This is a genomic window from Flavobacterium sp. KY-23415 (assembly GCF_055384985.1).
The window spans coordinates 1,257,973-1,282,502 of the sequence record NZ_AP044001.1 but is presented as its reverse complement, the minus strand read 5'-3'; the positions used below and the strand labels follow the sequence as shown (position 1 = coordinate 1,282,502).

The window sequence follows — 24,530 nt, the reverse complement described above, 5'->3', positions numbered from 1 at the left end:
TTCAATATCTTTATAACTTTGAATTTCCAAATAGTATTTGCAATGGAAATTAAAAATACCTCAAAGCATTTTGCCGACTATATAAAATCTTTTATTAAAGAAGCTATTTCTGAAAATGAAGTTGATTTAGCTCTAAGACAATTTTCTAGAATAGAGTTGGATAAAAATAATTATTTCATAAAAGAAGGAGAAATTTGTCCTTACTTCTGCTATGTAGAAAGTGGTATTTTACAACATTCTATAATGGTTCTAGGGGAAGAAAAAACAAGTTATTTAGCTTTGAAAAATTCGGTTACAAGCTCGTTAAATAGCTTTATCAATAAAGTTCCTTCAAGAAAAAACATTAAAGCTATTTGTGATTGTACTTTGTGGATTATTGATTTAGAGTCTTTTAAGAATTTAATCCAAAACAATACTACTTTTCATCAGTTTTATTTTAACCTAATTGAACGTCAACTTTGTTTAATTGATGATTACAGAGTGGATTTATTGACGCTAACTCCAGAAGAGCGTTATAAAAAATTATTAATTAATGAACCAAAACTACTTCAAGAAGTTCCACTGCATTACTTAGCTTCTTTTTTAGGCATTTCAACGCGACATATGAGTAGGATTAGGAAAAATATAAAATAACGCCATTTGGCTACTTGTTTTAGGGTAAACATCGCTAATTTTGAAAGCAACAACATAAACCATATATAATTATGAAATACCATCAAATAGAGCGTGATTTATTTGTGAAAAATCGAAAAAAATTTATTTCTCAAATGAAACCTAACAGCGTTGCTGTTTTTAACTCTAACGACATTTACCCAGTAAGTGCAGATAGTACATTACCTTTTGCTCAACATAGAGACATCTTTTATCTTAGCGGGGTTGATCAAGAAGAAAGTGTTTTATTACTTTTTCCAGATGCTCCTCATGACCATTTAAAAGAAATTTTATTTTTAAGAGAAACAAACGATCATATTGCAGTTTGGGAAGGTGAAAAACTAACCAAAGAGAGAGCTTTTGAAGTTTCTGGAATTAAAACAGTAATTTGGTTACAAGATTTTCATAAGACATTAAAAGAAATAATGGCTCATGCAGAAACAATGTATATTAATACCAACGAACATTACCGCGCTACTATTGAGACCGAAACTCGTGAAGCACGCTTTGTAAAATGGTGGAAAGAAAATTATCCTGCACATAAAGTAGAAAAATCGAATCCAATTCTTCAACGCATTCGTTCTGTGAAAGAAAGCGAAGAGTTAGATTTGATCCAAAAAGCGTGTGATATTACAGAAAAAGGTTTCCGAAGAATATTAAACTTCGTAAAACCTAATGTAATGGAATATGAAATTGAAGCAGAATTTGCACATGAATTTTTAAGAAATCGTTCTAAAGGTTTTGCCTATACACCTATTATTGCTTCTGGAAATAGCGCTAATGTGTTGCATTATATTGAAAACAACAAGCAATGTAATCCTGGAGACTTATTATTGTTAGATGTTGGTGCAGAATATGCGAACTATTCTAGCGACATGACAAGAACAATTCCTGTTTCTGGAAAATTCAATGACCGTCAGAAAGCCGTTTATAATGCAGTTTTGAATGTGAAAAACGAAGCAACAAAAATGTTGGTTCCAGGGACAATTTGGAAACAATATCATGTTGAAGTGGGTAAATTAATGACGTCTGAATTATTAGGTTTGGGTCTAATTGACAAAGCAGATGTTCAAAATGAAAATCCAGATTGGCCCGCATATAAAAAATATTTCATGCATGGAACATCACATCATATGGGGTTAGATACTCACGATTATGGATTACTTCACGAACCCATGCAACCAAACATGGTTTTCACTGTGGAACCAGGTATTTATATTCCTAAAGAAGGTTTTGGTGTTCGTCTGGAAGATGATGTTGTAATACAAGCAAAAGGAGAGCCATTTAATTTAATGCGCAATATTCCTATTGAAGTAGATGAAATAGAATCAATTATGAATAGTTAACAGTTGTCTGTTCTCGGATATCTGTTGTCAGTTAAACGGTTTGCGAAAGTGAACCGTTTTTTTATACACTTATATGAAATTTTAACCTATTAACCTCTCAACTTCATTAATAAATCATTTTGAATTTTAAGCACTTTGTTTTCTTCTTGTAATTGGGCTATGATCTGATCCTTTTCAGAAACCAATTTTTTGTCTTTCTTGTTTGTAGTTGTAAAATCTTCTGGAAGTTGGTCTGCAATTTCTTTAAAAAAATTGTGCTTTAAGGCATAGCAAATCTCAATTAATATACCGGTTTGAATACTATTATTTCTAGTATAATTTAAAATTGAAAGTCCTCTTCTATTGATCGCATTTCCTAGTTCGGTTTTGTTAATTTTATGCGTTCTTATGTAATTTCCTAATATTTTCCCTGTGTCAATATTGTTTTTTCCTCTTTTCATATTCTTTTTACAATTTTGGTGAAGCAATTAAATATTCAAGTCACATTAAATGCATTTTAATTGACTGTTTTATATTCAATAGTCTTACTTTTTATATCAAATTTAATATTTAAAGTTAGTATAACAACACTTTTAATTTATTTTTTGATATTTTATATATTGAATATCATTATTATAGTATTCAGAATGACATAAAAAGTGTCAAAAGTAATATTTTTTATGTCAAAATAAGAGTGTTTTAACTAAATGAAGTTGCTTTTAAGGTTTAATTTTAAGTGGCAAAGGAGAATTTTATTCAAATTTGATTGATAAGTGTGTTCTAGTGGGTTTTTCTTTTTCTTTGAAATAACAGGTTTGAGAGTAGTATTATCAAAATTCCTGTAAGATGCTGTGTGACATTTGCTAAATCAAATCCGTTTCCAATAATAAATAATCTATTCATAAATCTAAAAATTGCTATTCTCAAATTTACATTTTTAAAAACAGAAACTTTACTTTTGCAAAAAAAATAGTTTTAAACACCAATCGTGCATTACCAACAAATCCAATATAAAAATAGCATTCTTTCTTACACAGATGAAGGAAAAGGAACTGCTGTAATCTTACTACATGGTTTTTTAGAAAACAGTTCTATGTGGCAAGCTTTACTTCCTGAATTGTCTAAAAAAAACAGAGTCATTTGTATTGATTTATTAGGTCATGGAAAAAGTGATTCTCTAAGCTACATACACACCATGGAAGACATGGCAGATGCAGTACACCACATTCTCCATGAATTAAAACTAAGAAAAGTGGTTTTAGTAGGGCATTCAATGGGTGGCTATGTTGCTTTGGCTTTTGCAGAATTGTTTCCTGAAATGATGAAGGGTTTGGTTTTGGTAAATTCTACTACAAAAGAAGACAGCCCAGAGCGAAAAGCCAATAGAGATCGTGCTATTTTAGCTGTAAAACAAAATTACAAAGCTGCCATTTGTATGTCGATTGCAAATTTGTTTAGTGAAGAAAACAGAGCTCGATTAGTTCAAGAAATTGAATGGGCAAAGAATGAAGCTTTACAAACTCCATTGCAAGGCATTATTGCTGCCCAAGAAGGCATGAAAAGAAGAAATGATAGGGAAATGCTTTTGCACACCACTTCCTATCCTAAAATGATTGTTTTAGGTAAAAAAGATCCTGTTTTGAGTTATGAAGAAAATAAAGCACAAGTAACAAACACAAATACAGAACTAATCACTTTCAATGACGGGCACATGAGTCATTTTGAAAACAAAGAAGAATTAATTTTTGCATTACAATCTTTCTTGAAAAAAGTATAATTATTATTTTTCGTATTGTTTAATTTCAATAATTTCTGAAGGAAGTGAGAAGCCTTGTTCTACTAGATTAGACAAAACATTTTTCATAACCTTTGTTCTTACGCTTAAATGATAGCTTTTTGAAGCACTTTTAAAGGTGTCTAACCAAAAAAATATTTTTAAATTAATCGTGCTTGCGGCAAATTCGTCAATAATTACTGAGGGCTTTTTGTCTTGTATTAAAACGCCATCTACTTTGGATACTGTATCAATAATTAGTGCGATTGCTTCATCTAGATTGCTTCCATAATCTATTCCAATTATAAAATCGTTTCTCAAAAAACCATCTATGGTATAATTTATAAGTGGAGTTTTCAAAATTTGAGAATTAGGGATAAAAACATCTTTCCCATCGGTTGTTTTGATTACGGTTTCCCTTATGCGTAATTCTTTTACGTAGCCAATCAAATTTTCAGTTTCAATTAAGTCATTTTCTTTAAATGGGCTTTTAAATGCTAATAACATTCCAGCTAAGAAATTTTCTCCAATATCTTTAAAAGCAAATCCAATTACAAAGGTTACTATTCCTGCACCTGCTAAAATCTTGGTTGTAATGTCCTGAAAACCGATTAAATCCAGAAAAAGTATTGTTACAAACAACTTGATTACAATGCTTAATATTTGAGCGATGAACAAACCAGACAATGTATTTTCAACTCTTGTCTTAATATGTTTTTGAGTGAAAGTTTTAATGAAATTAGCGATCCAAAAACCCAATAACAAAATCACTAATCCAGTCAAAAATGTGAAAGCATTTTCAATAATTACATTATAATAGAACTGTAGTTTTTCGATAATTTTCTCCATTATGAATCGTTATAAGGTTTCTTTAAAAGGTGTTTCAGGGTCTAATATTCTAAGAATCAAATTAACTAATTCTGCTTTAAAATCTTCTAAAATTGTTTGATCAATGTTGTTAACCACCTCCTTACCGCGTCCTAATCCGAAAGGCATAAATCCAGCTTTCATATTCTTAAAAGAAATAATACCTGCTTCAATTTCATGATTAGAAAAGGCTGTTTTTTGCCTAAACATTAAGGCATAGCATAATATTTGAATGATTTTTTCATTTTTAAGTACTGTTGTCAATCCTTCAAAATCAATTATTTTTAAAGTGTTTGGTTCTACTTTACCTGTTTTATAATCAATAATTCGAATTTTATTATTCCTTATTTCTATTCGATCTACGTTACCTGAAATAATAACAGGAAAAGGTAGTTTTTCATCTTCAATGACTGTGCTTAACTTTTCTTCTAGTGATATAATTTTAATGGCATCTCCAGCAAGAATGGCTTTTTTCTCCAATTGAAGAAAATTATAAATGTTTCTTTTTGCTACTTCAAATGCTAGGAGGTTTTTACCTTTTTTAATTTCCCCTTCTTTATAGACTAATTTAAACTGTTCTATGGTAACGTCATCAATTTTCAACATCATAGCATCTACATCTTCAACTGTTAAAAACTTATCAATATATGACTTATAAAGACTTTCTAGAGCCTCGTGAATAATTGTTCCTAAAGTGTTAATTGCAATATTTTCTTCTACCTCTTCCATTTCGTTAATTCTCAGAACACGTTGAAAATAAAATTGAATAGGGTTTCTGATATAGGCTGTTAATGAAGAGGGTGAAAAGCCTTTAACTGTAGCAATTTCCTTTAATCGTTCTAATAATTTTTCAGATTTAGGCACTCGAATAATACTATATGCTTTTTCTGGAAGTACTGCATTGTAAATTTCATGTGTGATGGTATGATTTTGTTGCTTTTCAATTTCTAATTGAGTAATGAACCTACTTTTTTCACCAGCATCAATACCTTCGTTATCTGTGTTATAAAGAATAAAAACATTTTTAGCCCTAAATAATAAGTGATAGAAATGATAGCTATAAATAGCATCTTTTTCTTTATATGTTGGCAACCCTAATTCTCGTTTCACATCATAAGGGATAAATGAATTTTGACTCTTACCAGATGGAAATTTTCCTTCATTAACAGAAGTAATAATGACATTGTCAAAATCCAAAACTCTGCTTTCAAGCACTCCCATAATTTGCAAACCAGTCAATGGTTCTCCTTCAAAAGATACTTCTGCTATATCTATTACTTGTTTATACATTTCATAAAGCGAATCTAAACTGCTAATTCGCTTATAGGTGTCGCAATAACTAATTAGTTTATTTATTACTTTGTAAACTGCATAAATAAATGACTTTGAAATTTTTTCTTGCTCTTCTGTATCGTTTAAAAAACTTTTAATTTTTAAAAGTATAGATGCAATTTTATTGAGTGTTTCTATAACATCTCCATCCCATTTAGAAAAGAGTAAATCAAAATATTCATTTTTAGTATCGGGGTATTTTTCTTCTTTTATTCGAAATAGCGTTTCAACTGAAAAGAAAGTAAAATTATTATTATGTATTGTTTGAATTACTTCATTTACACCAAGGTAAGGCTCAACCAAAGGATGGTTTAGAATTTCCAAAACTTCTTTGTAATAAAGTATATAGCTTGAAGATTGTCTCTTTACAGCATTAGAATGAAGCTTAAATAACTTATTAATTAATAATTGCGCTGGGTTGTTTTTACCCGAGTAGCCCATTGTAATATTTAATGAGTCAACAGTATTTGGTAAAGAATACAAAATGGGTATAAGCAGGTTCTCATCGCCCAATATTATGGCGGTTTTGTTTTTAGTATCCTTTTCAATACTAAGTTCTTCAATTATTTTTCCAGCAATTTTTGCTTGTCCGACAGTCTTGGGAGTTCCAATAATAGTAATATTCTTTTGTTGCTGAAAATCTTCAGAAATCCACTCAAAAGGTTGTGAAAAATAATTTTTCCATTGCGACTTAAATTTTCTAATAAACAAACCTGCATCATGATAAAAATTATTTATAAAAAAGCCATCAATATCCCAATAGACATGTGCTTTTGCTTCTGTCATTAAATGCAGTATAATTTTTTCTTCTGCTTGATTTAATGCATTAAAACCTGCAAAAACAATTTTTTTATGACCTAAATTATTCGAATACTCAGCAATTTTTTTTACTGATTCTCTGTAAATTAAACCTTGATAGCCAATTTTTTTATTCTTTAAATAATTATAGAATGCTGAATAATATTCTGGAATTTTTCTCCAGAAATCCAAATGATTATCTATTAATTCAGTAGTTTCTGATGGTTCTAAATCCCAACGTTTTAATGCTTCAATATCCTTTAAATACGAAAAAACATGTTTAGAGTCTAAAAGGTAGCGATCGATTTCATTAAAATCTTGAATTAAAGTTTTTGCCCAATTAGAAAAAACATCAAAGGATTGTTGGTTTTCTTTCTTTGTTATAGAAAGATAAACCTCATAAAATTCAAAAAGTAATTCAATGGAGTCTATTACTCTTATTTCTGAAATTTCTTGTATTAAATCTTCTATACTAGTAATATGGGGAGCGAAAATAGTTTTTGAAGTAAATTTATTAAGGCTATCAAGTAAAAATACTTTAGCTCTTTTGTTTGGTAGTACAACGATTATATTTTGTAATTCCCCATCATATTTTGCGATTATTTCCTTGGAAAGTTTGTCTAAAAAAGATTCATTATTCATAGTATAAAAATAAAAAAAACGCCCCGATAAATCGGAGCGTTTTTAAAGATATTTTAGTGAAGAAATTATTTTACTAATTTCACTTCTACTCTTCTGTTGTTTGCTTTACCTTTTGCAGTTTTGTTTGAATCAATTGGTGTAGATTCTCCGAAACCTTTAGAAGCTAATCTAGAAGCATCAATTCCGTTCTCAATTAAATAATTTTTAACAGCTGCAGCTCTATCTTCAGATAACTTTAAGTTGTTGGCTTCAGAACCGTCACTATCAGTATGACCTTCAATAGAGAATTTAGAAGAAGGATACTCTTTTAAGATAGCAGTAATCGCTTGTAAAACTGGGAAAGTTTGTTGTTGGAAAGTTGCTTTTCCTGAATTAAACAAGATAGTTTTAGCATAATCGTTTAATTTTTTAACAGCTTCGTCAGAAACTTCAGGACAACCATTATTTGCAACAGTACCAGCTACATTAGGACATTTATCATCTTTGTCTAATACTCCGTCACCGTCAGTATCTGGCCATGGACAACCACCGTTATCTCTAGCTCCTTTTTGGTTAGGACATTTGTCATCTTTATCAGCTACACCGTCACCGTCTGCATCTGGACAACCTTTCATGATTTTAGTTCCAGCTACTTCAGGACAAGCATCTTCATTATCGATGATTCCATCTCCGTCAGTATCAGGACAACCATTGTGTTCTGGAGTACCAGCTACTTCAGGACAAGCATCGTCTTTATCAGCGATTTTGTCACCATCAGTATCAGGACAACCCATTAATTCTTTAAGACCTGGCTCATTGATACAAGCGTCCTCTTTGTCATAGATTCCGTCACCGTCAGTATCTTTACCTCCAAATCTGAAAGTAAGACCTGCAAAATGTTGGATATGAGTAGGAACGTCTAAATCAGCAACTCTATTTTCGTCAAATGAATGCTTGTAAGTAGACTGTAATTGAATACCAACACCTTCTGTTACCCAGAAAGTTAATCCTAAACCTCCATTAACTGTACCTGCAGAAGCATCTCCAAAGAAATTATAACCTCCACCAACATTGATAGAAGGGTCTAACCAAGTTAATTTGATTAAGTCTTGAAAGCTATACTTAACAACTGCATCTATTGCATAGTAAGATAAATTCCCAGGATTTAATACAGCATCTGTACTTTCAGTTCCAGGAACTCTTTCTAACCATTTGTCAATTTTGTTAACAGAACCTGTTAACCCTAATGAAAAACCATCACCTACATATCTAGATACGTTTAAATAAGACACAGATGGTAAAATATTCCAATTATCTCTAGCGTTAGCTAATTGGATAAATTGCGGTTTAGAATTACCTTCGGCACTAACCTTGGTATCTACACCATTTGCACCAAAGGACACTGCCCATGGATTGTCACCGTTTTGTGCTTGCGATGTTAAACCAGCAAACAATAAACCAGCAGCAAATAATTTGTTTAGATGTTTCATACTTTATTTTTTAAATTACAATGCGTTATAATTGGAACAAAAATACTATTTTTTTTTAAATACAAAAAGTTTTGTTAAAAAAAGTCAAGTCTATTTGCGTTCTAATTAATAATTTTTAACGATTTTCCAACTTCTACAAATGCTTTAATCGCCTTATCTAGATGTTCTTTTGAATGAGCAGCAGAAAGCTGCACTCTTATTCTTGCTTTGTCTTTTGGTACTACTGGGAAAAAGAATCCAATAACATAAATTCCTTTCTTTAATAGTTCTTCTGCCATTATCTGTGACAATTTTGCATCATAAAGCATAACAGGAACGATTGCAGCATCTCCGTCTATAATATCAAAACCTGCATTTTTCATTCCTTCTTTAAAATAGTTAGTATTCCATTCTAGCTTATCTCTTAAAGAAGTATCTTTCTCTAACAGTTCAAAAACTTTTAATGAAGCACCAACGATTGAAGGAGCTAATGAGTTTGAAAATAAATAAGGTCTAGAACGCTGTCTTAAAATTTCTATAATCTCTTTTTTTGCAGTCGTATAACCTCCCATTGCACCTCCTAAAGCTTTTCCAAATGTACCTGTAATGATATCTACTCTTCCCATTACGTTTTTAGCTTCAAGAGTTCCTTTTCCTGTTGCTCCAATAAAGCCAGCAGCATGACATTCATCAACCATAACCATAGCTTCGTATTTGTCTGCTAAATCACAAATTTTATCCAAAGGAGCCACTAAGCCATCCATAGAAAAGACACCATCAGTAACAATAAGTTTAAATCTATGCCCTGCTTCTGTCGCTTTAATTAATTGAGCTTCCAAGTCGTTCATGTCATTATTCTGATAGCGATAACGAGCTGCTTTACACAAACGAACTCCGTCGATTATAGAAGCATGATTAAGACTGTCAGAAATAATGCAATCTTGTTCACCTAATAACGGTTCAAAGACACCTCCATTCGCATCGAATGCAGCAGCGTAAAGAATTGTATCTTCTGTTCTATAAAACTGTGCTACTTTTTGTTCTAATTCTTTATGAATATCTTGCGTTCCACAAATAAATCGTACAGAAGACATTCCAAATCCGTGAGAATCTAAAGCATCCTTTGCCGCTTGAACAACTTCAGGATGTGAAGACAGTCCTAAATAATTATTTGCGCAAAAGTTTAAAACTGTTTCGCCTGTTGAAATTTGTATTTCTGCTCCTTGTGGTGAGGTTATTATTCTCTCTTTTTTAAACAATCCATTTTCTTGAATAGCGTTTAATTCTTCTTCTAAGTGTTGTTTTACTTTACCGTACATTTTAAATATTTATAAAGTTTCATAGTGTCTACAAAAGTACTATTTCTATTTTCTCTCCGACATAAACCAATGCTTTTTTTCTAATTTTAAATCCCATTTCTTCAATTAAAGCAGCATAGCCATTCAATTGATCTGCATGTTTAATATCTTGTTCTCCTGTTTTATAATCTAATAAAAAAGCATCATTCCCCTTAACTACTACTTTATCTGGCTTTGTATTCCCATAGCCTTTTTTAATGATTGTTTGCTCGTTAAAAACTACTCCTTCTCCGTCAAAAAAGTCTTTCAATTCATTTTGATTAACGATTTGAGTGACGATTTTCGTTATGTTTTCTCTTTGTAAAACAGAAATTAATCCATTTTCAATGGCTATACCTACAGCTAAATTAATATCTTGATGGGTTGCAACAAATGCTAATATTTCATGAAGCAAGTTTCCAAATTCAATAGCTTTTTGTTGTTCAGAATCCCACATTAAAGCTTCTCTTTGTGCAATTTTTATTTTTTTTTGTTCTAGTTTTTTTGCAACTAACTCAATATATTTTTGTTTTTTAGAAACATGTTCTTCTGTTGATTTTTTAGAAACATCTCCAAATTCATATTCTAATTTGTCTTCTTGGTACAATCCTTCTTTTTGCAAAAACTCAATAAAATAGGAAGATAGATTGTTTGGTAAACCTGTTTTGTTGGTCAGGTGATTAGATATTACATATAATTGCTCTTCGGCTCTTGTTAAAGCTACATAAAGGACATTCACAATGTCTAATATCTCTTCTTGAGTTTTTTCTTCATATATATACTTTGCTTTTTCTCCATAATTAATCACATCTTTCTTTTGGTTTACTAAAGCTTTTGGAAAATCTATTTGTTCAGTTTCATCAAAATTAACCCATAATTTATTTCTATTATTTGCAGAAAAGTTTTCTTCTGCAAAAGGATAGATTACTATTGGAAACTCCAAGCCTTTAGATTTATGAATTGTCATTATTCGAACAGCATTGTTGCCTTCTGGAGAAGGGATACTTTTTTTATATCCAATTTTATCCCAATAATCTAAAAAATCTGAAATACCAGATTGTGTTTTATTATCTCTTTCTAGTACTAAATCTAAAAAATATTGCACATAGGACGTATTTGTTTTTCCTTTAATAAATGTTGCAATTATAATTTCAACTGCTTCATAAAGCGATTTTTTCCTGCAATTTTTAAATGAAATTTTCAGATTAAGTGTTTCTAAATGCTTTTCTAACTCTACCTCGAACAAATCCTTGGTAGAAAGTATAAAGTCATGAATTTCAACTGTTGATTGATTGTATTTTCCAATAAAATACAACATTTTCACTTTTGCTTCTTGATCTTTACTGTTTTTTAAAAAGCGTAAAACATCAATAATCAATTTTACTTCTGTTGCATTCTGAATTAACAATGTTTCAGAAGACAAAATTGGGATATTGCTTTCAGTTAAATAATTAGCTAAATAGACACCATCTTGCTTTCTTCTTGTTAGTAGTACGATGTCTCTATATTCAAAACCTTTTTCTAACACATTCTCTATAGTTAGTAGGGTTTTTTCTAGATAGTGTTTTGTTTTTAATGAGTATTCTTTGTCTTCTTCTTCAACTGAAAATTCTTCTTCATCTGTATTTATAAAAGAAATGTTAACGTAGCCCCCTTCTTTATTATTTGTTTTTTGAAAACTATTTTCCAAATAAAGCAATTTGTAGTCTTCATTGTCAAATTTACTAGACAAAAAAGAAAAGAAATGATTGTTGAATTTTATTACTTCTGCATAACTTCTATAGTTGGTGTCAAGCTTAATTATTTGTTTGTCTTTATTTGAAAATGGATTAATGCCTTCTTTTCCTAACGCAATAAATTGCTCTGCTTTGCCCCCTCTCCATCTATAGATGGATTGTTTAGGATCTCCAACAAGCATCAAACTTCCTTTAATTCCATTGTCTTCACTTGATAGTGCATTATCTATTAACGGAATTAGATTTTGCCACTGCATTATAGAGGTGTCTTGAAATTCATCTATGAAAAAATGTCTGTATTTTTCACCCAATCTTTCGTAAATAAAAGGAGCTGGTTGGTTTTGAATTTCGTTAAAGATAATTTTATTAAAATCGGATATTGAAAGGATGTTTTTTTCTTGTTGTATTTTTTTGAATTCTTGATTGATTGTGTTTAATAGTGAAAGTGGATTTATGTTTTGTAAAAATGCTTCGTAAAATGCTATTTTTGAAATATTATAATATGCTCTAGTTAAATGCTCTAACAAAGTTTCAGATAAATTTTCTATCGTGGCTTTGTCTTTGGCTGTTTTGTTAATTGCGATGTCTTCAAAAGAAGAATATTTATAATTATCTTTTAATGGCAAAATATTTTGCCCAATTTTTTCAATATGATTAGGAAATGTTTTTCTAGAAAAAGAAGCAAGATCTATGTCTGAATTAGATAATAACTGAAAGCATGCTGTGGCTATTGTTTTATTTGCTTCTTCAAATTCGGCAATTTTTTTCTTTAAAACTTCTTTGATAATGGAAAAATCTTCAAACGATTTTGTTTCAAATTCGTTAATTTCATTTGCGTCATTTTCGTTTACTAAAAGTTTAGACACTTCGATTAGCTCTCTTGATATATCCCAATTTTTGTCATCATCCGTTTTGTCTCGTGTGAAATCGACTAACAATTTTGTTAAAAATGCGTCTTCTCCCACCTTGGATATAACTAAATCTACAGCTTCTTGAAGAATTGCATCGGTATCTAGACTTACTTCGAAATTTGGAGGTAAATTTAAATCTTGAGCAAAAGAACGTATTACTTTATGTGTGAATTTATCTATTGTAGATATTCCAAATGCTGCATAATTATGGATTATATTTTTTATTATTGCTTTGGCTTTATCTTTTAAAGTTGCAACGGTAAGACCAGTTTCACTACTAATTACTTTTAGGAAGTCAAAAGCTTTATCAGATGAATGTTCTTTGGAAAACTCATACAAATTATCTACGATTCTAGATTTCATCTCTTCAACCGCTTTATTTGTAAATGTTATAGCTAAAATACGCTTATAGGCATCATCAGTTGTTGCTAAAAATAATATTTTTAAATATTCTTTAGTTAAAGTATATGTTTTTCCAGACCCAGCAGAGGCATCATACAGAGTAAAAGCAGCTTTTTCCAAATGTTTATTTATCTTAATTATTGCTCTATAAGAACAATCTATTTTTTATTCCAAAGTTAAATGTATAAATTTGGATTCGCTAATACTAATAAAAAATAATATTATGGCTTTTGAATTACCAAAATTACCTTATGCATATGATGCATTGGAACCACATATTGATGCTAGAACAATGGAAATACACCATTCTAAACATCATAATGGTTACACAACAAACTTGAATAATGCTATTTCAGGTACAGATTTAGAGGGGAAATCTATTGAAGATATTCTAATTAATTTAGATCTTAATAACGGAGCTGTTAGAAATAATGGTGGAGGATATTACAATCACAACCTTTTTTGGACAGTGATGTCTCCGAACGGTGGAGGAAATCCTACTGGAGAACTTGCAGCAGCAATAGATACTGCTTTTGGTTCTTTCGAAGCTTTTAAAACTGAATTTTCTAAAGCTGCAGCAACTCGTTTTGGTTCAGGATGGGCTTGGTTGTGTGTTCACAAAGGTGGAAAACTAGAAGTATGTAGTTCTGCAAATCAAGATAATCCACTTATGCCAGGTATTGGTTGTGGTGGTGCTCCTATTTTAGCATTAGACGTTTGGGAACATGCTTACTATTTAAATTATCAAAACAGAAGACCAGATTATGTTGAGGCTTTTTTCAATGTTATCGACTGGACTGATGTTTCGAGAAGGTTTACTAGTGAAAAATAAAAACAAATGATTTTATAAGAAAGAAGCTGTCCCAAAAGGGCAGCTTCTTTTCGTCAACCAAATTTTGCTTAAAAATTAAAATTGCGCTACCTCAGTAGAATCTTTCATTGCGGTAGTGGAAGATCTATTGTTAGTAACGGTATTTTGAACAGCATCAAAATAAGTAGTTCCTACGAATCCTTGATGTTTTACTGCTTTGAATCCTTCTTTTTGTAGTGTAAATTCTCTTTCTTGTAATTCAGAATACCCTGCCATTCCTCTTTCTTTATAAGCTTTTGACAATTCAAACATGCTTGTGTTTAGAGCATGAAAACCAGCTAAAGTGATAAATTGGAATTTATACCCCATTGCGGCTAAATCTTCTCTAAAAGTTTCCATTTCTTTTACACTCAATTTCGCTGCCCAGTTGAAAGATGGTGAGCAATTATAAGCTAACATTTTTCCAGGGTATTTTGCATGAATGGCATCGGCAAACTGTTTTGCGTATTTTAAGTCAGGATTACTTGTTTCCATCCAAATCAAATCTGCATATGGAGCATAACTAAGTCCACGATCAATTCCTTGTTCAATTCCAGATTTAACATAAAAAAATCCTTCACTTGTTTTTTCTCCTGTAATAAATTTTGCGTCTCTTGGGTCGATGTCGCTAGTTAATAAATTGGCTGCATCTGCGTCAGTTCGGGCAACAATTAATGTAGATACACCCATAACGTCTGTTGCTAAGCGAGCGGCAACTAATTTATTGATTGCTTCTTGTGTTGGAACTAATACTTTTCCACCCAAATGCCCACATTTTTTAGCAGAACTCAATTGATCTTCAAAATGTACTCCAGCAGCCCCAGCTTCAATCATGGCTTTCATTAATTCGAAGGCATTCAAATTACCGCCAAATCCTGCTTCTGCATCTGCTACTATAGGTACTAAGTAATCTTTTCTGTCTTTTTCAGGTGTTTCATTTACAACTTGTATTTGGTCGGCTCTAAGTAGTGCGTTATTTATTCGTTTAATAACCATTGGTACACTATTAACAGGGTATAAAGATTGATCAGGATACATTTCTCCTGCTAAATTTGCATCTGCTGCTACCTGCCAACCACTTAAATAAATAGCTTCTAGTCCAGCATCTACTTCTTGTATTGCTTGGTTTCCTGTTAAAGCACCTAATCCTGCTACAAAATCTTGTGAATTGAGTTTTTTCCAAAGTTTTTCAGCTCCCAGTTTTGCAATACTATGTTCTATTTTATAAGATCCTTGTAGTTTTACTACTTCCTCTGCAGAGTAGGGTCTTTCTACACCCTTCCATCTGGCATTGGTTAACCAGTCTGTTATTAATTCTTGAGTTCTTGTTTCTACTGTTTTCATATTGTGTTGTGATTAATTGTTATATGTGTTTATATGTAACTAAGGTTAAAAAGTCTATAAAATTGTAGTTAACTACTAGTATGTCAAGTACTTGTTCTGCTAACTTATAGTTGTATTTTTCATGGTTTTCATCGCCTACTTCATTTCTGATTTTTTCATATTCTTCCATGGCAATTTTGTCATAATATTTTTCTGTCAATACTTTACCGTTGTCTAGTGTTATACCATTTCGTAACCATTGCCATAATTGAGAACGAGAAATTTCTGCTGTAGCCGCATCTTCCATTAAATGATTTAAAGCAGCAGCCCCTTGACCATTCAACCAAGAAGTAATATAGAGCACAGCAATGTTTATGTTTTTCCTAACGCCTGCTTCTGTAATGGTTCCTTGTGGTATTTCTAGCAGGTTTTCCTCTGTTATAATTAACTCATTACGTTTAACGTGAATCTGATTTTTTGTGGGCATATTTTCATCAAAAATTTTCATAGCAACAGGAACCAAGTCAGGATGTGCTACCCAAGTGCCATCATGGCCGTTTTTTACTTCTCGTTCTTTGTCTGCTTTTACTTTATTAAATGCTAATGTGTTTGCTTCAATGTTGTTTTTAATTGGGATTTGGGCGGCCATTCCTCCAATGGCATGAATGTTTCTTTTATGACACCTTTGAATGACTAGCTGTGAATAGGCATTCATAAAAGGACTTGTCATTGTAACTTGATCTCTATCAGGTACAATAAATTTGTCGTTATTTCTAAGTTTTTTGATGTAAGAGAATATGTAATCCCAACGACCACAATTGAGTCCAACAATATGATTTTTCAATTCATAAATAATTTCATCGAGTTGAAAACTTGCTGTAATAGTTTCAATTAGTACCGTTACTTTTATTGTTCCTGGTTGGATGTTTAGGTAGTTTTCTGTGAATTCAATAACTTCATTCCACCATCTAGCTTCTAAATAATGTTCCAGTTTTGGTAAATAGAAGTAAGGAGCTGTGTTGTTTTCTTTTAATTTTTCATGATTGTGAAAAATATACAAACCAAAATCGATTAATGAACCCGATGCTTCTTCTTGAAGAAAGCTGATGTGTTTCTCATTAAGATGTAGTCCTCTGGGTCTAACTATTAATACAGCAGTTTTATTGTTTAATTTGTATTCTTTATTTTTTTTATTATCGTACAGGTATATTGTTTTTTCGTTAGCTTCTTTTAAATTTTGTTGTCCTTGCATTATGTTGTCCCAAGTAGGAGAAGTACTGTCTTCAAAATCTGCCATATATGTTTTTGCACCAGAATTTAATGCGTTAATAACCATTTTTCTGTCCACTGGGCCTGTTATTTCTACTCGTCTGTCTTGCAAGTCTTCTGGTATTGGAGAAGCAATCCATTCGCTTTCCCTTATATCCTTTGTTTCAACTGGAAATTTTGGAAGTTCGCCATCATCGAATTTTTGTTGTTGTGCTTTTCTGTCTTCTAAAATCCCTAACCGCTTTGCATTGAAATTTGTGTGAAGCGATTGTAGAAACACTAATGCTTTTTCAGTTAAAATATCTTGATATGTGTTTTGTGCTTTTTTTATGGTTGTAAAAGCTTTTTTTGAAGTTTCTATTTGATTTTCCATTTGTTAAATATTTTGTTGTCACAATATTATAAAAAAGTTTTTTACAAAACAAGCGAACGTACGCTAAAAGTTAAAAAAAATATTTTTTACTATTTTATTAAATAGCGTATATTTGAAAATATGAATTTAGAGAGAGATTATATTAAGTTGATTTTTGGTTTGAAACTGAAGCAGGTTCGGACCAATAAGAATTTGTCGTTATTTGGTTTAGCGAAAATAACAGGGTTGTCAAAATCCTATTTGAATGAGATTGAAAAAGGAAAAAAATATCCAAAAACAGACAAAATTATACTGCTTTCGGAAAAATTGGAGGTGCCCTATGACAATATGGTTTCTTTGAAATTAGATAATAATTTGGCTCCAATTGGTGAAATTTTAAATTCAGGAATTTTAAAAGAAATTCCGCTAGATCTTTTTGGTATTCAAGAAAATGATTTAATAGATATTATTGCTAATGCACCTGCTAAAGTCAATGCTTTTATTAGTACAATAATTGAAATTGCTCAACATTATAATTTAAGTAGGGAAAGTTTTTTTCTTGCTTCTTTGCGTTCTTACCAAGAAGCTCAAAATAATTATTTTGAAGATTTGGAGCAAAAAGTTTTAGATTTTGCAAAAGCTTTTCATATCGATTTAGATGCTGATATTGCTTTGACAGAATTGCAAGCTATTTTAGTTGAAGAATATAATTATAAAATTGAAGAGTTAATTTTTAACGAACAAAAGGAATTAGGTGATTTACGTTCAATTTTTGTTGCAAAAAGTAAAACATTATTAATTTCTAATGACGTAGATGATTCTCAAAGAGCATTTATTTTTGCTAAAGAAATTGCATATAATTATTTGCAAATTCAAGAGCGATTATATACTTTTAGTTGGATAAAATTTGAGAATTTTGATCAGGTTTTAAATAATTTTTACGCCTCTTATTTTGCAGGTGCTTTGTTGTTGCCTAGAAAAAAGATGAATGAGCGATTAAATGATTTTGTGGCCAAAGAAAATCCAAAACCGCAAGAGTTTGTAGATTTAATTAATGATTTTAAGGTTTCTCCAGAATCATTTTATCAAAGATTAACCAATTTGCTTCCGAAAGATTTTCAGTTGAAAAATTTATTTTTTTTACGAATGTCGCACAGGATAGGGAGTGATAATTACAAAATAAAAAAAGAACTACACATTACCAACCAACAAGAACCACATGCAAATGAGATGAATGAACATTATTGTAGAAGATGGGTTTCTGTGCGAACAATTATTGAGTCTTTAAAACAAAATAAAACACATTTTTTTGACGCTCAGATTTCGTGTTATGAAAATAGTAAAAATGAATATTTGGTTTTTTCATCGGCAACACCAGATCCATTTAAAAAAAATCACATAAGAAGTATTTCTGTTGGTATTCTAATTACACCAACTTTAAAAAAGAAATTCAAATTTATTGATAATGACTCTATTGTTAAGCAAGTTGTTGGTGTAACTTGTGAGACTTGTGCAGTTAAAAATTGTTCGCTAAGAGCTGCTGCTCCAATTCAAATAGAGCAAAAAATCCGTAATGAAAATACTAGTTTAATCGTGAATAAATATATTGAGAAATATAGTTAACATCTTTTTTGGTCTGAAGTGTTTTGATTTGCTGGTTATAATGTTTGAATTTAATTGAAAATGATACAGAAATAGAAAATGTTGTTTTTACTTTGTCTATATGATAAAGAAAAAGGAATAGGAAGAAGTGATTATACCAAAAAACAGGAAACTATAATTGAGGGAAAATTTGCACCTAAGGCTTTAAGAGATTTGATTACTAGCTAAGTAGGCTATGTGGTGATATGGTTTCTGTTCGAATTGTACAGTTTTCTTTTTTAAATTCATTATAAATAAGCCTTAAAAGGTTGTACTTAAAATTAATATGCAGTATTTTTGGTTGATTTTTAAAAACTAGAATAATCAAATAAAATTATGGCAAAATCAGCACTTCTAAAGTCATCTATTGCTAAAAAATACTGGATGGCTCTTACGGGTTTATTTTTATGCTTATTTTTAGCTGGTCACTTAGCTGGAAATCTTCAATTGATTTTTGGTAATGCATTACAATTTAACGAGTATGCATTGTTTATGACCACTAATCCGGCAGTAAAATTACTTTCTTATTTAACGTACATTTCAATTCTTTTCCATGCTATTGATGGAATTTTGTTAGCTTTTCAAAATAAAGCGGCTAGACCTGTGAATTATGCGTATTCAAAACCTTCTGCAAACAGCAGCTTTGCTTCACGCAACATGGCGGTTTTAGGGACTATTATTTTAGTTTTTATTGTTACGCACATGGTTAATTTTTGGGCGAAGATGCATTTTGATGCGAAAATGCCTTTAATGACCAAAACAATTGAAACTCAACCAGGTCAAGTTCAAGAGTTTTATGTGGGAACTCAAACAGGACAATATTTTCCAGTTGATCAAGTTGAAATAGGTGTGCATTCAGATGGACACAATCATGCTCCTAAACAATTCCAAGTTAAAAACAGAACAGAATTATACTACTCACAAGTAGATGTAAAAACTGCTGATTTGTATAAAGATTTACACAAGATAACTTTTGCGTTCTTTAGAGATGCAAAATTTGGTTTAATGTTTACAATAGGTTATGTTTTAGCCATGTTAGCTTTAGCATTTCACTTATGGCATGGTTTTCAAAGTGCTTTCCAATCTTTAGGAATAAATAATAAATTTACACCAGTGATCAAACTTTTAGGAAGAGGCTTTGCTGTTGTAGTTCCTTTATTATTTGCAATTATTCCATTATATATTCACTTTACTAAATAATCAACATCAGATATAATATGAAGTTAGATTCTAAAATACCAGAAGGGCCATTGGCAAAAAAATGGACCGATTATAAAGATCATTTAAAATTAGTTGCTCCAAACAACCGCCCTAAGATTGATATTATTGTTGTGGGAACAGGTTTAGCTGGTGCTTCGGCTGCTGCTTCACTTGGAGAAATGGGATACAATGTTAAGGCTTTTTGTTTTCAAGATTCTCCTCGTCGAGCTCACTCAATTGCTGCACAAGGTGGGATTAATGCAGCAAAAAATTACCAAAATGATGGCGATAGTATTTACCGTTTATTTTATGACACTATTAAAGGTGGTGATTACCGTGCACGTGAAGCAAATGTTCATCGTTTAGCAGAGGTTTCTGGTAATATTATCGACCAATGTGTGGCTCAAGGAGTTCCTTTTGCTCGTGAGTATGGAGGGATGTTAGATAACCGTTCATTTGGTGGTGTACAAGTACAACGTACTTTTTATGCTGCTGGACAAACAGGGCAACAATTATTGTTAGGTGCATATTCTGCTTTGTCTCGCCAAATTGGTTTAGGGCGTGTTAAAATGTATAATCGTCATGAAATGTTAGATTTGGTAAAAATTGATGGAAAAGCACGAGGAATCATCGCACGTAATTTAGTTACAGGAGAATTAGAAAGACATTCTGCACATGCTGTTGTTATTGCTTCTGGAGGATATGGAAATGTGTATTTCTTATCTACAAACGCAATGGGTAGTAATGTAACTGCTTCTTGGAAAATTCATAAGCAAGGTGCTGCATTTGCAAATCCATGTTATGTTCAAATTCACCCAACGTGTATTCCTGTTCATGGAACAAATCAATCGAAGTTAACCTTAATGTCTGAATCATTACGTAATTCAGGACGCATTTGGGTACCTAAGAAAAAAGAGGATGCAGAAGCAATTCGTGCAGGTAAATTGAAACCAACTCAAATTGCAGAAGAAGATAGAGATTATTATTTAGAAAGAAGATATCCAGCTTTTGGAAATTTAGTGCCTCGTGACGTAGCATCTCGTGCTGCAAAAGAACGTTGTGACGAAGGATATGGAATTGAAGCAAATGACACAAATGAAGGTGTTTATTTAGATTTCTCTTCTGAAATTAAAAGTAAAGGAAAAGAAGTGGCTTATGCTCAAGGAAATCATAATCCATCAGACGAAGAAATTGTTAAGTTAGGAAAACAATGGATTGAAGAAAAATATGGAAATTTATTCGAAATGTATGAAAAAATTACAGACGAAAATCCATATGAAACTCCAATGAAAATTTATCCTGCAGTTCACTATACTATGGGTGGAGTTTGGGTTGATTATAATTTACAATCTACAATTCCTGGTTGTTTCGTGGCAGGAGAGGCAAACTTCTCTGATCATGGAGCTAACAGGTTGGGAGCATCTGCATTAATGCAAGGTTTAGCTGATGGTTATTTTGTATTGCCTTATACAGTTTCTAACTATTTAGCAGATGAAATTCGTACTGGTAAAATTTCTACAGATGCTGCAGAATTTGCTGAAGCAGAAAAGAATGTTAAAGATGCTATCGATAAATTCTTAAATAATAACGGTACAAAATCTGTAGATTATTTCCATAAAAAGTTAGGACTTGTTATGTGGAATAAGGTAGGTATGGCTCGTAATGAAAAAGGATTGAAAGAAGCAATCGAAGAAATTGGACAAATTCGTGATGAATTCTATAAAGATGTTTATGTTCCTGGAAGTGCAGAAGAATTAAACCCAGAGCTTGAGAAAGCGCTTCGTGTAGCAGATTTCTTAGAACTTGGGCAATTAATGGCAATGGATGCTTTACAACGTAAAGAATCTTGTGGAGGTCATTTTAGAGAAGAATATCAAGATGCAGAAGGAGAAACACTTCGTGACGATGTTAATATGTCTTTTGTGAGTGCTTGGGAATATAAAGGTCAAGATACAACGAAAGCAGAACTTCACAAAGAAGATTTGAAATACGAATTCATTAAAATTGCAGCTCGTAATTATAAATAGTAAACAGTAATTAGTGAATAGTAAACAGTAATAAAGTGAATAAAAACTATCACTATTTACTAAAGCTAGTCACTCTAAAAAACAAGATTATGTCTTCAGCTAAAAATATAAATATTACCTTAAAAATTTGGCGTCAGAAAAACGCTAATGAAAAAGGAGGTATAGAAACATACAAATTAGATAATGTTTCTACAGCTAGTTCGTTTTTGGAAATGTTAGATCAGTTAAACGAGCAATTAATTAACGAAAGAAAAGAGCCTGTCGCATTTGATCATGATTGTCGTGAGGGTATCTGTGGAATGTGTTCATTATATATTAATGGAAGATCGCATGGCCCAGAAACCGGAACAACAACTTGTCAGTTGCATATGCGTAAGTTTAAAGACGGAGATACAATTTATATTGAACCATGGAGAAGTAAAGCTTTTCCAGTAATTAAAGATTTAGTTGTAGATCGTTCTTCTTTTGATAGAATTCAACAGGCTGGTGGTTTCGTTTCTGTAAATACTTCTGGTAATACAATTGATGCAAATTCTATTCCAATTCCTAAAGACGATGCAGATAAAGCTTTTATGGCAGCTGCTTGTATTGGATGTGGAGCTTGTGTTGCTTCGTGTAAAAATGGATCTGCAATGTTGTTTGTTGGTGCAAAAGTTTCACAATATGCATTATTACCTCAAGGAAAAGTTGAAGCTACACAACGTGTTCTTAACATGGTTCGTCAAATGGATGAAGAAGGATTTGGTAACTGTACAAATACAGGAGCTTGTGAAATTGAATGTCCAAAAGGAATTTCATTAGAAAATATTGCTCGAATGAATAGAGAATATTTAAAAGCTAGTCTTATCTAAAGATTTTAAAATTTTAAGTAAAAGGGGGCTGTCCGAAAAGGACAGCTTTTTTTATGTAGCTATTTTTAAGCTATTTTGTTTTGAAGAAAAAATAATAGCAAAATAACTTTGAGTTACTTTAACAAGGCAAATTTTAGTTTTAAAATAGGCTAGATAAGTGTGAATTTTGGTTTTGAAAACAAATTTTGGCAAGTCTGTCTTGAATGCATTCATTTTTCTAAAGTTGTGTCCAAGGGCCATTAGTAAAAACTCTAATGTTACTTTTTCTAATCCCTTCATTGTGAATCGATTGAATTTATTATTGCTTTTAAGTTGACCAAAAACTGCTTCTACCTCTATTGGACGTTTACTTCGATGTTTTAGTCCTTTTTCACTCATTAGTAGCTTTCTTGCTTTTTCTTTTAATTCATTTAATCGATGATTGACTGATAAAATTCTATTACCTTTTGCTTGATGACATTGACTTCGTAAAGGACATCCTTGGCATCTTTTGGCTTGATAATATGTAATTTGTGATTCATATCCAGTACTGGTTTCACGTTTTCCTACTCCTGTTTTTTGCATAATTTGCCCCATTGGACAAACATAAAAATCGTGTTCTTCGTTGTAGAATAAGTTTTGAACAAGAAAAGGATTGTTTTTTATCTTTCTTTTTTGTTCTTGATGAAAATAGTTATATTTCACATAAGCATCAGCCTTTTTTTCTTCAAGCATTTGATAATTTTCTTCACTGCCATAACCTGCATCTGCAACGATTTCCTTGCTCTGTTTTTGATAAGCTTTTTCAAAACCTTCAAGATGAGAACTTAAGGTTGTAGTGTCATTTGTTGTTTGATGAACAGATACATGTGTAATGAATTGATTTTCTGTAGATATTTGCGGATTGTAAGCGGGTTTTAATTGACCGTTTTTCATATGATCTTCTTTCATTCTCATAAAGGTAGCTTCGGGATCCGTTTTACTATAAGAGTTCCTGTTTCCCATTGTAACCAAGTCTTTTTCATATTTTTCAAGCTTTGGAAGATGTTCCTCTTGAAGTTTTTGCAATTCTCTTGCCTGTTTTTTGGTAGGTTCTTTGAGTTTTTTATTAAGAATCGAAAGCTTTTCTTTTAAACTTTCTGAATCAATCGATTTTGGTAATTCTTCTATATTTAGTTCTTGATTATCAGATTGAATACTGTTTTCAATAGTTGATAAAATATGACTAATTTTAATTTCTAGTTTTTCTTTATATTTCTCAATGGAGCCTCTCCATACAAAAGTATATTTATTAGCTTTGGATTCTATTTTTGTACCATCAATATACTGAATGTCTAAGCTAACATATCCCATTTTTACAAGCATTTTTACTACTTCTGCAAAAAGAGTTTGGATATGATTTTTTAAAACTTTACCCCTAAAATCGTTTATCGTTCTAAAATCAGGAGTCGAGTTGCCCGAAATATACATAAAATGAATGTTCTCCTGAAGTGCTTTTGCAATTTTTCTGCAAGAATATACATTAGATAAATAACTGTAAAACAAAACCTTAATCATCATTCTTGGATGGTAAGCTGAAGTACCACCTCCTTTATATTTTTTCAATATTTCACTTATATCTAACTGATTAACAACTTGTTCCACTAAGCGAACTGGATGGTTTTGCGGTATTCTATCGAAAATATTGATAGGAAATAACTCTGGAGAATTGCCTGTTTGATTTTTAAAAACTATCTTAGCCATTGTGTATTTTTGTGTCAACTCTAAGATACTAATTTTAGAGATAAAATACAACAAAAAAAGGCTGTCCTTACT

Annotated in this window: 17 protein-coding genes; 8 read left to right on the top strand and 9 right to left on the bottom strand. The window is 31.4% G+C overall.

From position 1 onward, the window contains the following. The first annotated feature begins 42 nt into the window (after nt 1-42). Both ACZ49Z_RS05705 and ACZ49Z_RS05700 read left to right on the top strand, forming a co-directional pair. On the top strand, nt 43-633 hold the full coding sequence (locus tag ACZ49Z_RS05705; RefSeq protein ID WP_464307222.1) for a Crp/Fnr family transcriptional regulator: 591 nt from the start codon (nt 43-45) through the stop codon (nt 631-633). A 71-nt stretch (nt 634-704) separates the two neighbouring features. Then, a complete protein-coding gene (locus tag ACZ49Z_RS05700) occupies nt 705-1,997 on the top strand; it encodes an aminopeptidase P family protein (RefSeq protein ID WP_464307221.1) in 1,293 nt (430 codons plus the stop codon). 89 nt (nt 1,998-2,086) lie between these two features. Here the strand turns inward: ACZ49Z_RS05700 and ACZ49Z_RS05695 are convergent, their stop codons facing one another. After that, on the bottom strand, nt 2,087-2,437 hold the full coding sequence (locus ACZ49Z_RS05695) for a hypothetical protein (RefSeq protein ID WP_464307220.1): 351 nt from the start codon (nt 2,435-2,437) through the stop codon (nt 2,087-2,089). 527 nt (nt 2,438-2,964) lie between these two features. Between ACZ49Z_RS05695 and ACZ49Z_RS05690 the strand changes: the two genes are divergently transcribed. Next, nucleotides 2,965-3,753, top strand: coding sequence for an alpha/beta fold hydrolase (locus ACZ49Z_RS05690; protein ID WP_464307219.1), 789 nt, complete (start codon nt 2,965-2,967; stop codon nt 3,751-3,753). A 3-nt stretch (nt 3,754-3,756) separates the two neighbouring features. On the opposite strand, the gene ACZ49Z_RS05685 is transcribed toward ACZ49Z_RS05690, so the two are convergent. From ACZ49Z_RS05685 to ACZ49Z_RS05665, 5 genes are all read right to left on the bottom strand, one after another. Continuing rightward, entirely contained in the window at nt 3,757-4,599 is an 843-nt protein-coding gene (locus tag ACZ49Z_RS05685) for a mechanosensitive ion channel family protein (protein ID WP_464307218.1), read from the bottom strand. Between the two features lie 9 nt (nt 4,600-4,608). Further along, nucleotides 4,609-7,389: a PD-(D/E)XK nuclease family protein gene (locus tag ACZ49Z_RS05680; protein ID WP_464307217.1), complete on the bottom strand. Its 2,781-nt coding sequence runs from the start codon at nt 7,387-7,389 to the stop codon at nt 4,609-4,611. A gap of 65 nt (nt 7,390-7,454) precedes the next feature. Next, nucleotides 7,455-8,858, bottom strand: a complete 1,404-nt coding sequence (locus tag ACZ49Z_RS05675) for an OmpA family protein (protein WP_464307216.1) — start codon at nt 8,856-8,858, stop codon at nt 7,455-7,457. A 101-nt stretch (nt 8,859-8,959) separates the two neighbouring features. Beyond that, nucleotides 8,960-10,156 carry a glycine C-acetyltransferase gene (kbl, locus tag ACZ49Z_RS05670; RefSeq protein WP_464307215.1) on the bottom strand — a complete coding sequence of 399 codons (1,197 nt, stop codon included), beginning with the start codon at nt 10,154-10,156 and terminating at the stop codon, nt 8,960-8,962. A gap of 28 nt (nt 10,157-10,184) precedes the next feature. After that, a complete protein-coding gene (locus tag ACZ49Z_RS05665) occupies nt 10,185-13,343 on the bottom strand; it encodes a UvrD-helicase domain-containing protein (RefSeq protein ID WP_464307214.1) in 3,159 nt (1,052 codons plus the stop codon). Between the two features lie 103 nt (nt 13,344-13,446). Here ACZ49Z_RS05665 and ACZ49Z_RS05660 point away from each other — a divergent pair, with 103 nt between their 5' ends. Next, a complete protein-coding gene (locus ACZ49Z_RS05660; protein WP_464307213.1) occupies nt 13,447-14,055 on the top strand; it encodes a superoxide dismutase in 609 nt (202 codons plus the stop codon). A gap of 75 nt (nt 14,056-14,130) precedes the next feature. Here ACZ49Z_RS05660 and aceA read toward each other — a convergent pair whose 3' ends face one another. Both aceA and aceB read right to left on the bottom strand, forming a co-directional pair. Continuing rightward, nucleotides 14,131-15,417, bottom strand: coding sequence for an isocitrate lyase (gene aceA / locus ACZ49Z_RS05655; RefSeq protein ID WP_464307212.1), 1,287 nt, complete (start codon nt 15,415-15,417; stop codon nt 14,131-14,133). A 19-nt stretch (nt 15,418-15,436) separates the two neighbouring features. Next, complete coding sequence (gene aceB, locus ACZ49Z_RS05650) at nt 15,437-17,038, bottom strand: malate synthase A (protein ID WP_464307211.1); 1,602 nt, start codon at nt 17,036-17,038, stop codon at nt 15,437-15,439. Between the two features lie 120 nt (nt 17,039-17,158). Between aceB and ACZ49Z_RS05645 the strand changes: the two genes are divergently transcribed. The 4 genes from ACZ49Z_RS05645 to ACZ49Z_RS05630 all read left to right on the top strand — a co-directional run bounded on the left by ACZ49Z_RS05645 (nt 17,159) and on the right by ACZ49Z_RS05630 (nt 22,736). Further along, the gene (locus tag ACZ49Z_RS05645; protein WP_464307210.1) at nt 17,159-18,640 is read left to right on the top strand and encodes a helix-turn-helix domain-containing protein; all 1,482 of its coding nucleotides are present in this window, start codon (nt 17,159-17,161) and stop codon (nt 18,638-18,640) included. 354 nt (nt 18,641-18,994) lie between these two features. Continuing rightward, complete coding sequence (locus tag ACZ49Z_RS05640; RefSeq protein ID WP_464307209.1) at nt 18,995-19,858, top strand: succinate dehydrogenase cytochrome b subunit; 864 nt, start codon at nt 18,995-18,997, stop codon at nt 19,856-19,858. A 17-nt stretch (nt 19,859-19,875) separates the two neighbouring features. Further along, a complete protein-coding gene (locus ACZ49Z_RS05635) occupies nt 19,876-21,885 on the top strand; it encodes a fumarate reductase/succinate dehydrogenase flavoprotein subunit (protein ID WP_464307208.1) in 2,010 nt (669 codons plus the stop codon). 89 nt (nt 21,886-21,974) lie between these two features. After that, nucleotides 21,975-22,736 (top strand): succinate dehydrogenase/fumarate reductase iron-sulfur subunit, encoded by a 762-nt coding sequence (locus ACZ49Z_RS05630; RefSeq protein WP_464307207.1) that lies wholly within the window; start codon nt 21,975-21,977, stop codon nt 22,734-22,736. Nucleotides 22,737-22,787: 51 nt separating this feature from the next. Here ACZ49Z_RS05630 and ACZ49Z_RS05625 read toward each other — a convergent pair whose 3' ends face one another. Then, nucleotides 22,788-24,458 (bottom strand): IS1182 family transposase, encoded by a 1,671-nt coding sequence (locus tag ACZ49Z_RS05625; RefSeq protein WP_464307206.1) that lies wholly within the window; start codon nt 24,456-24,458, stop codon nt 22,788-22,790. Nucleotides 24,459-24,530 lie beyond the last annotated feature (72 nt).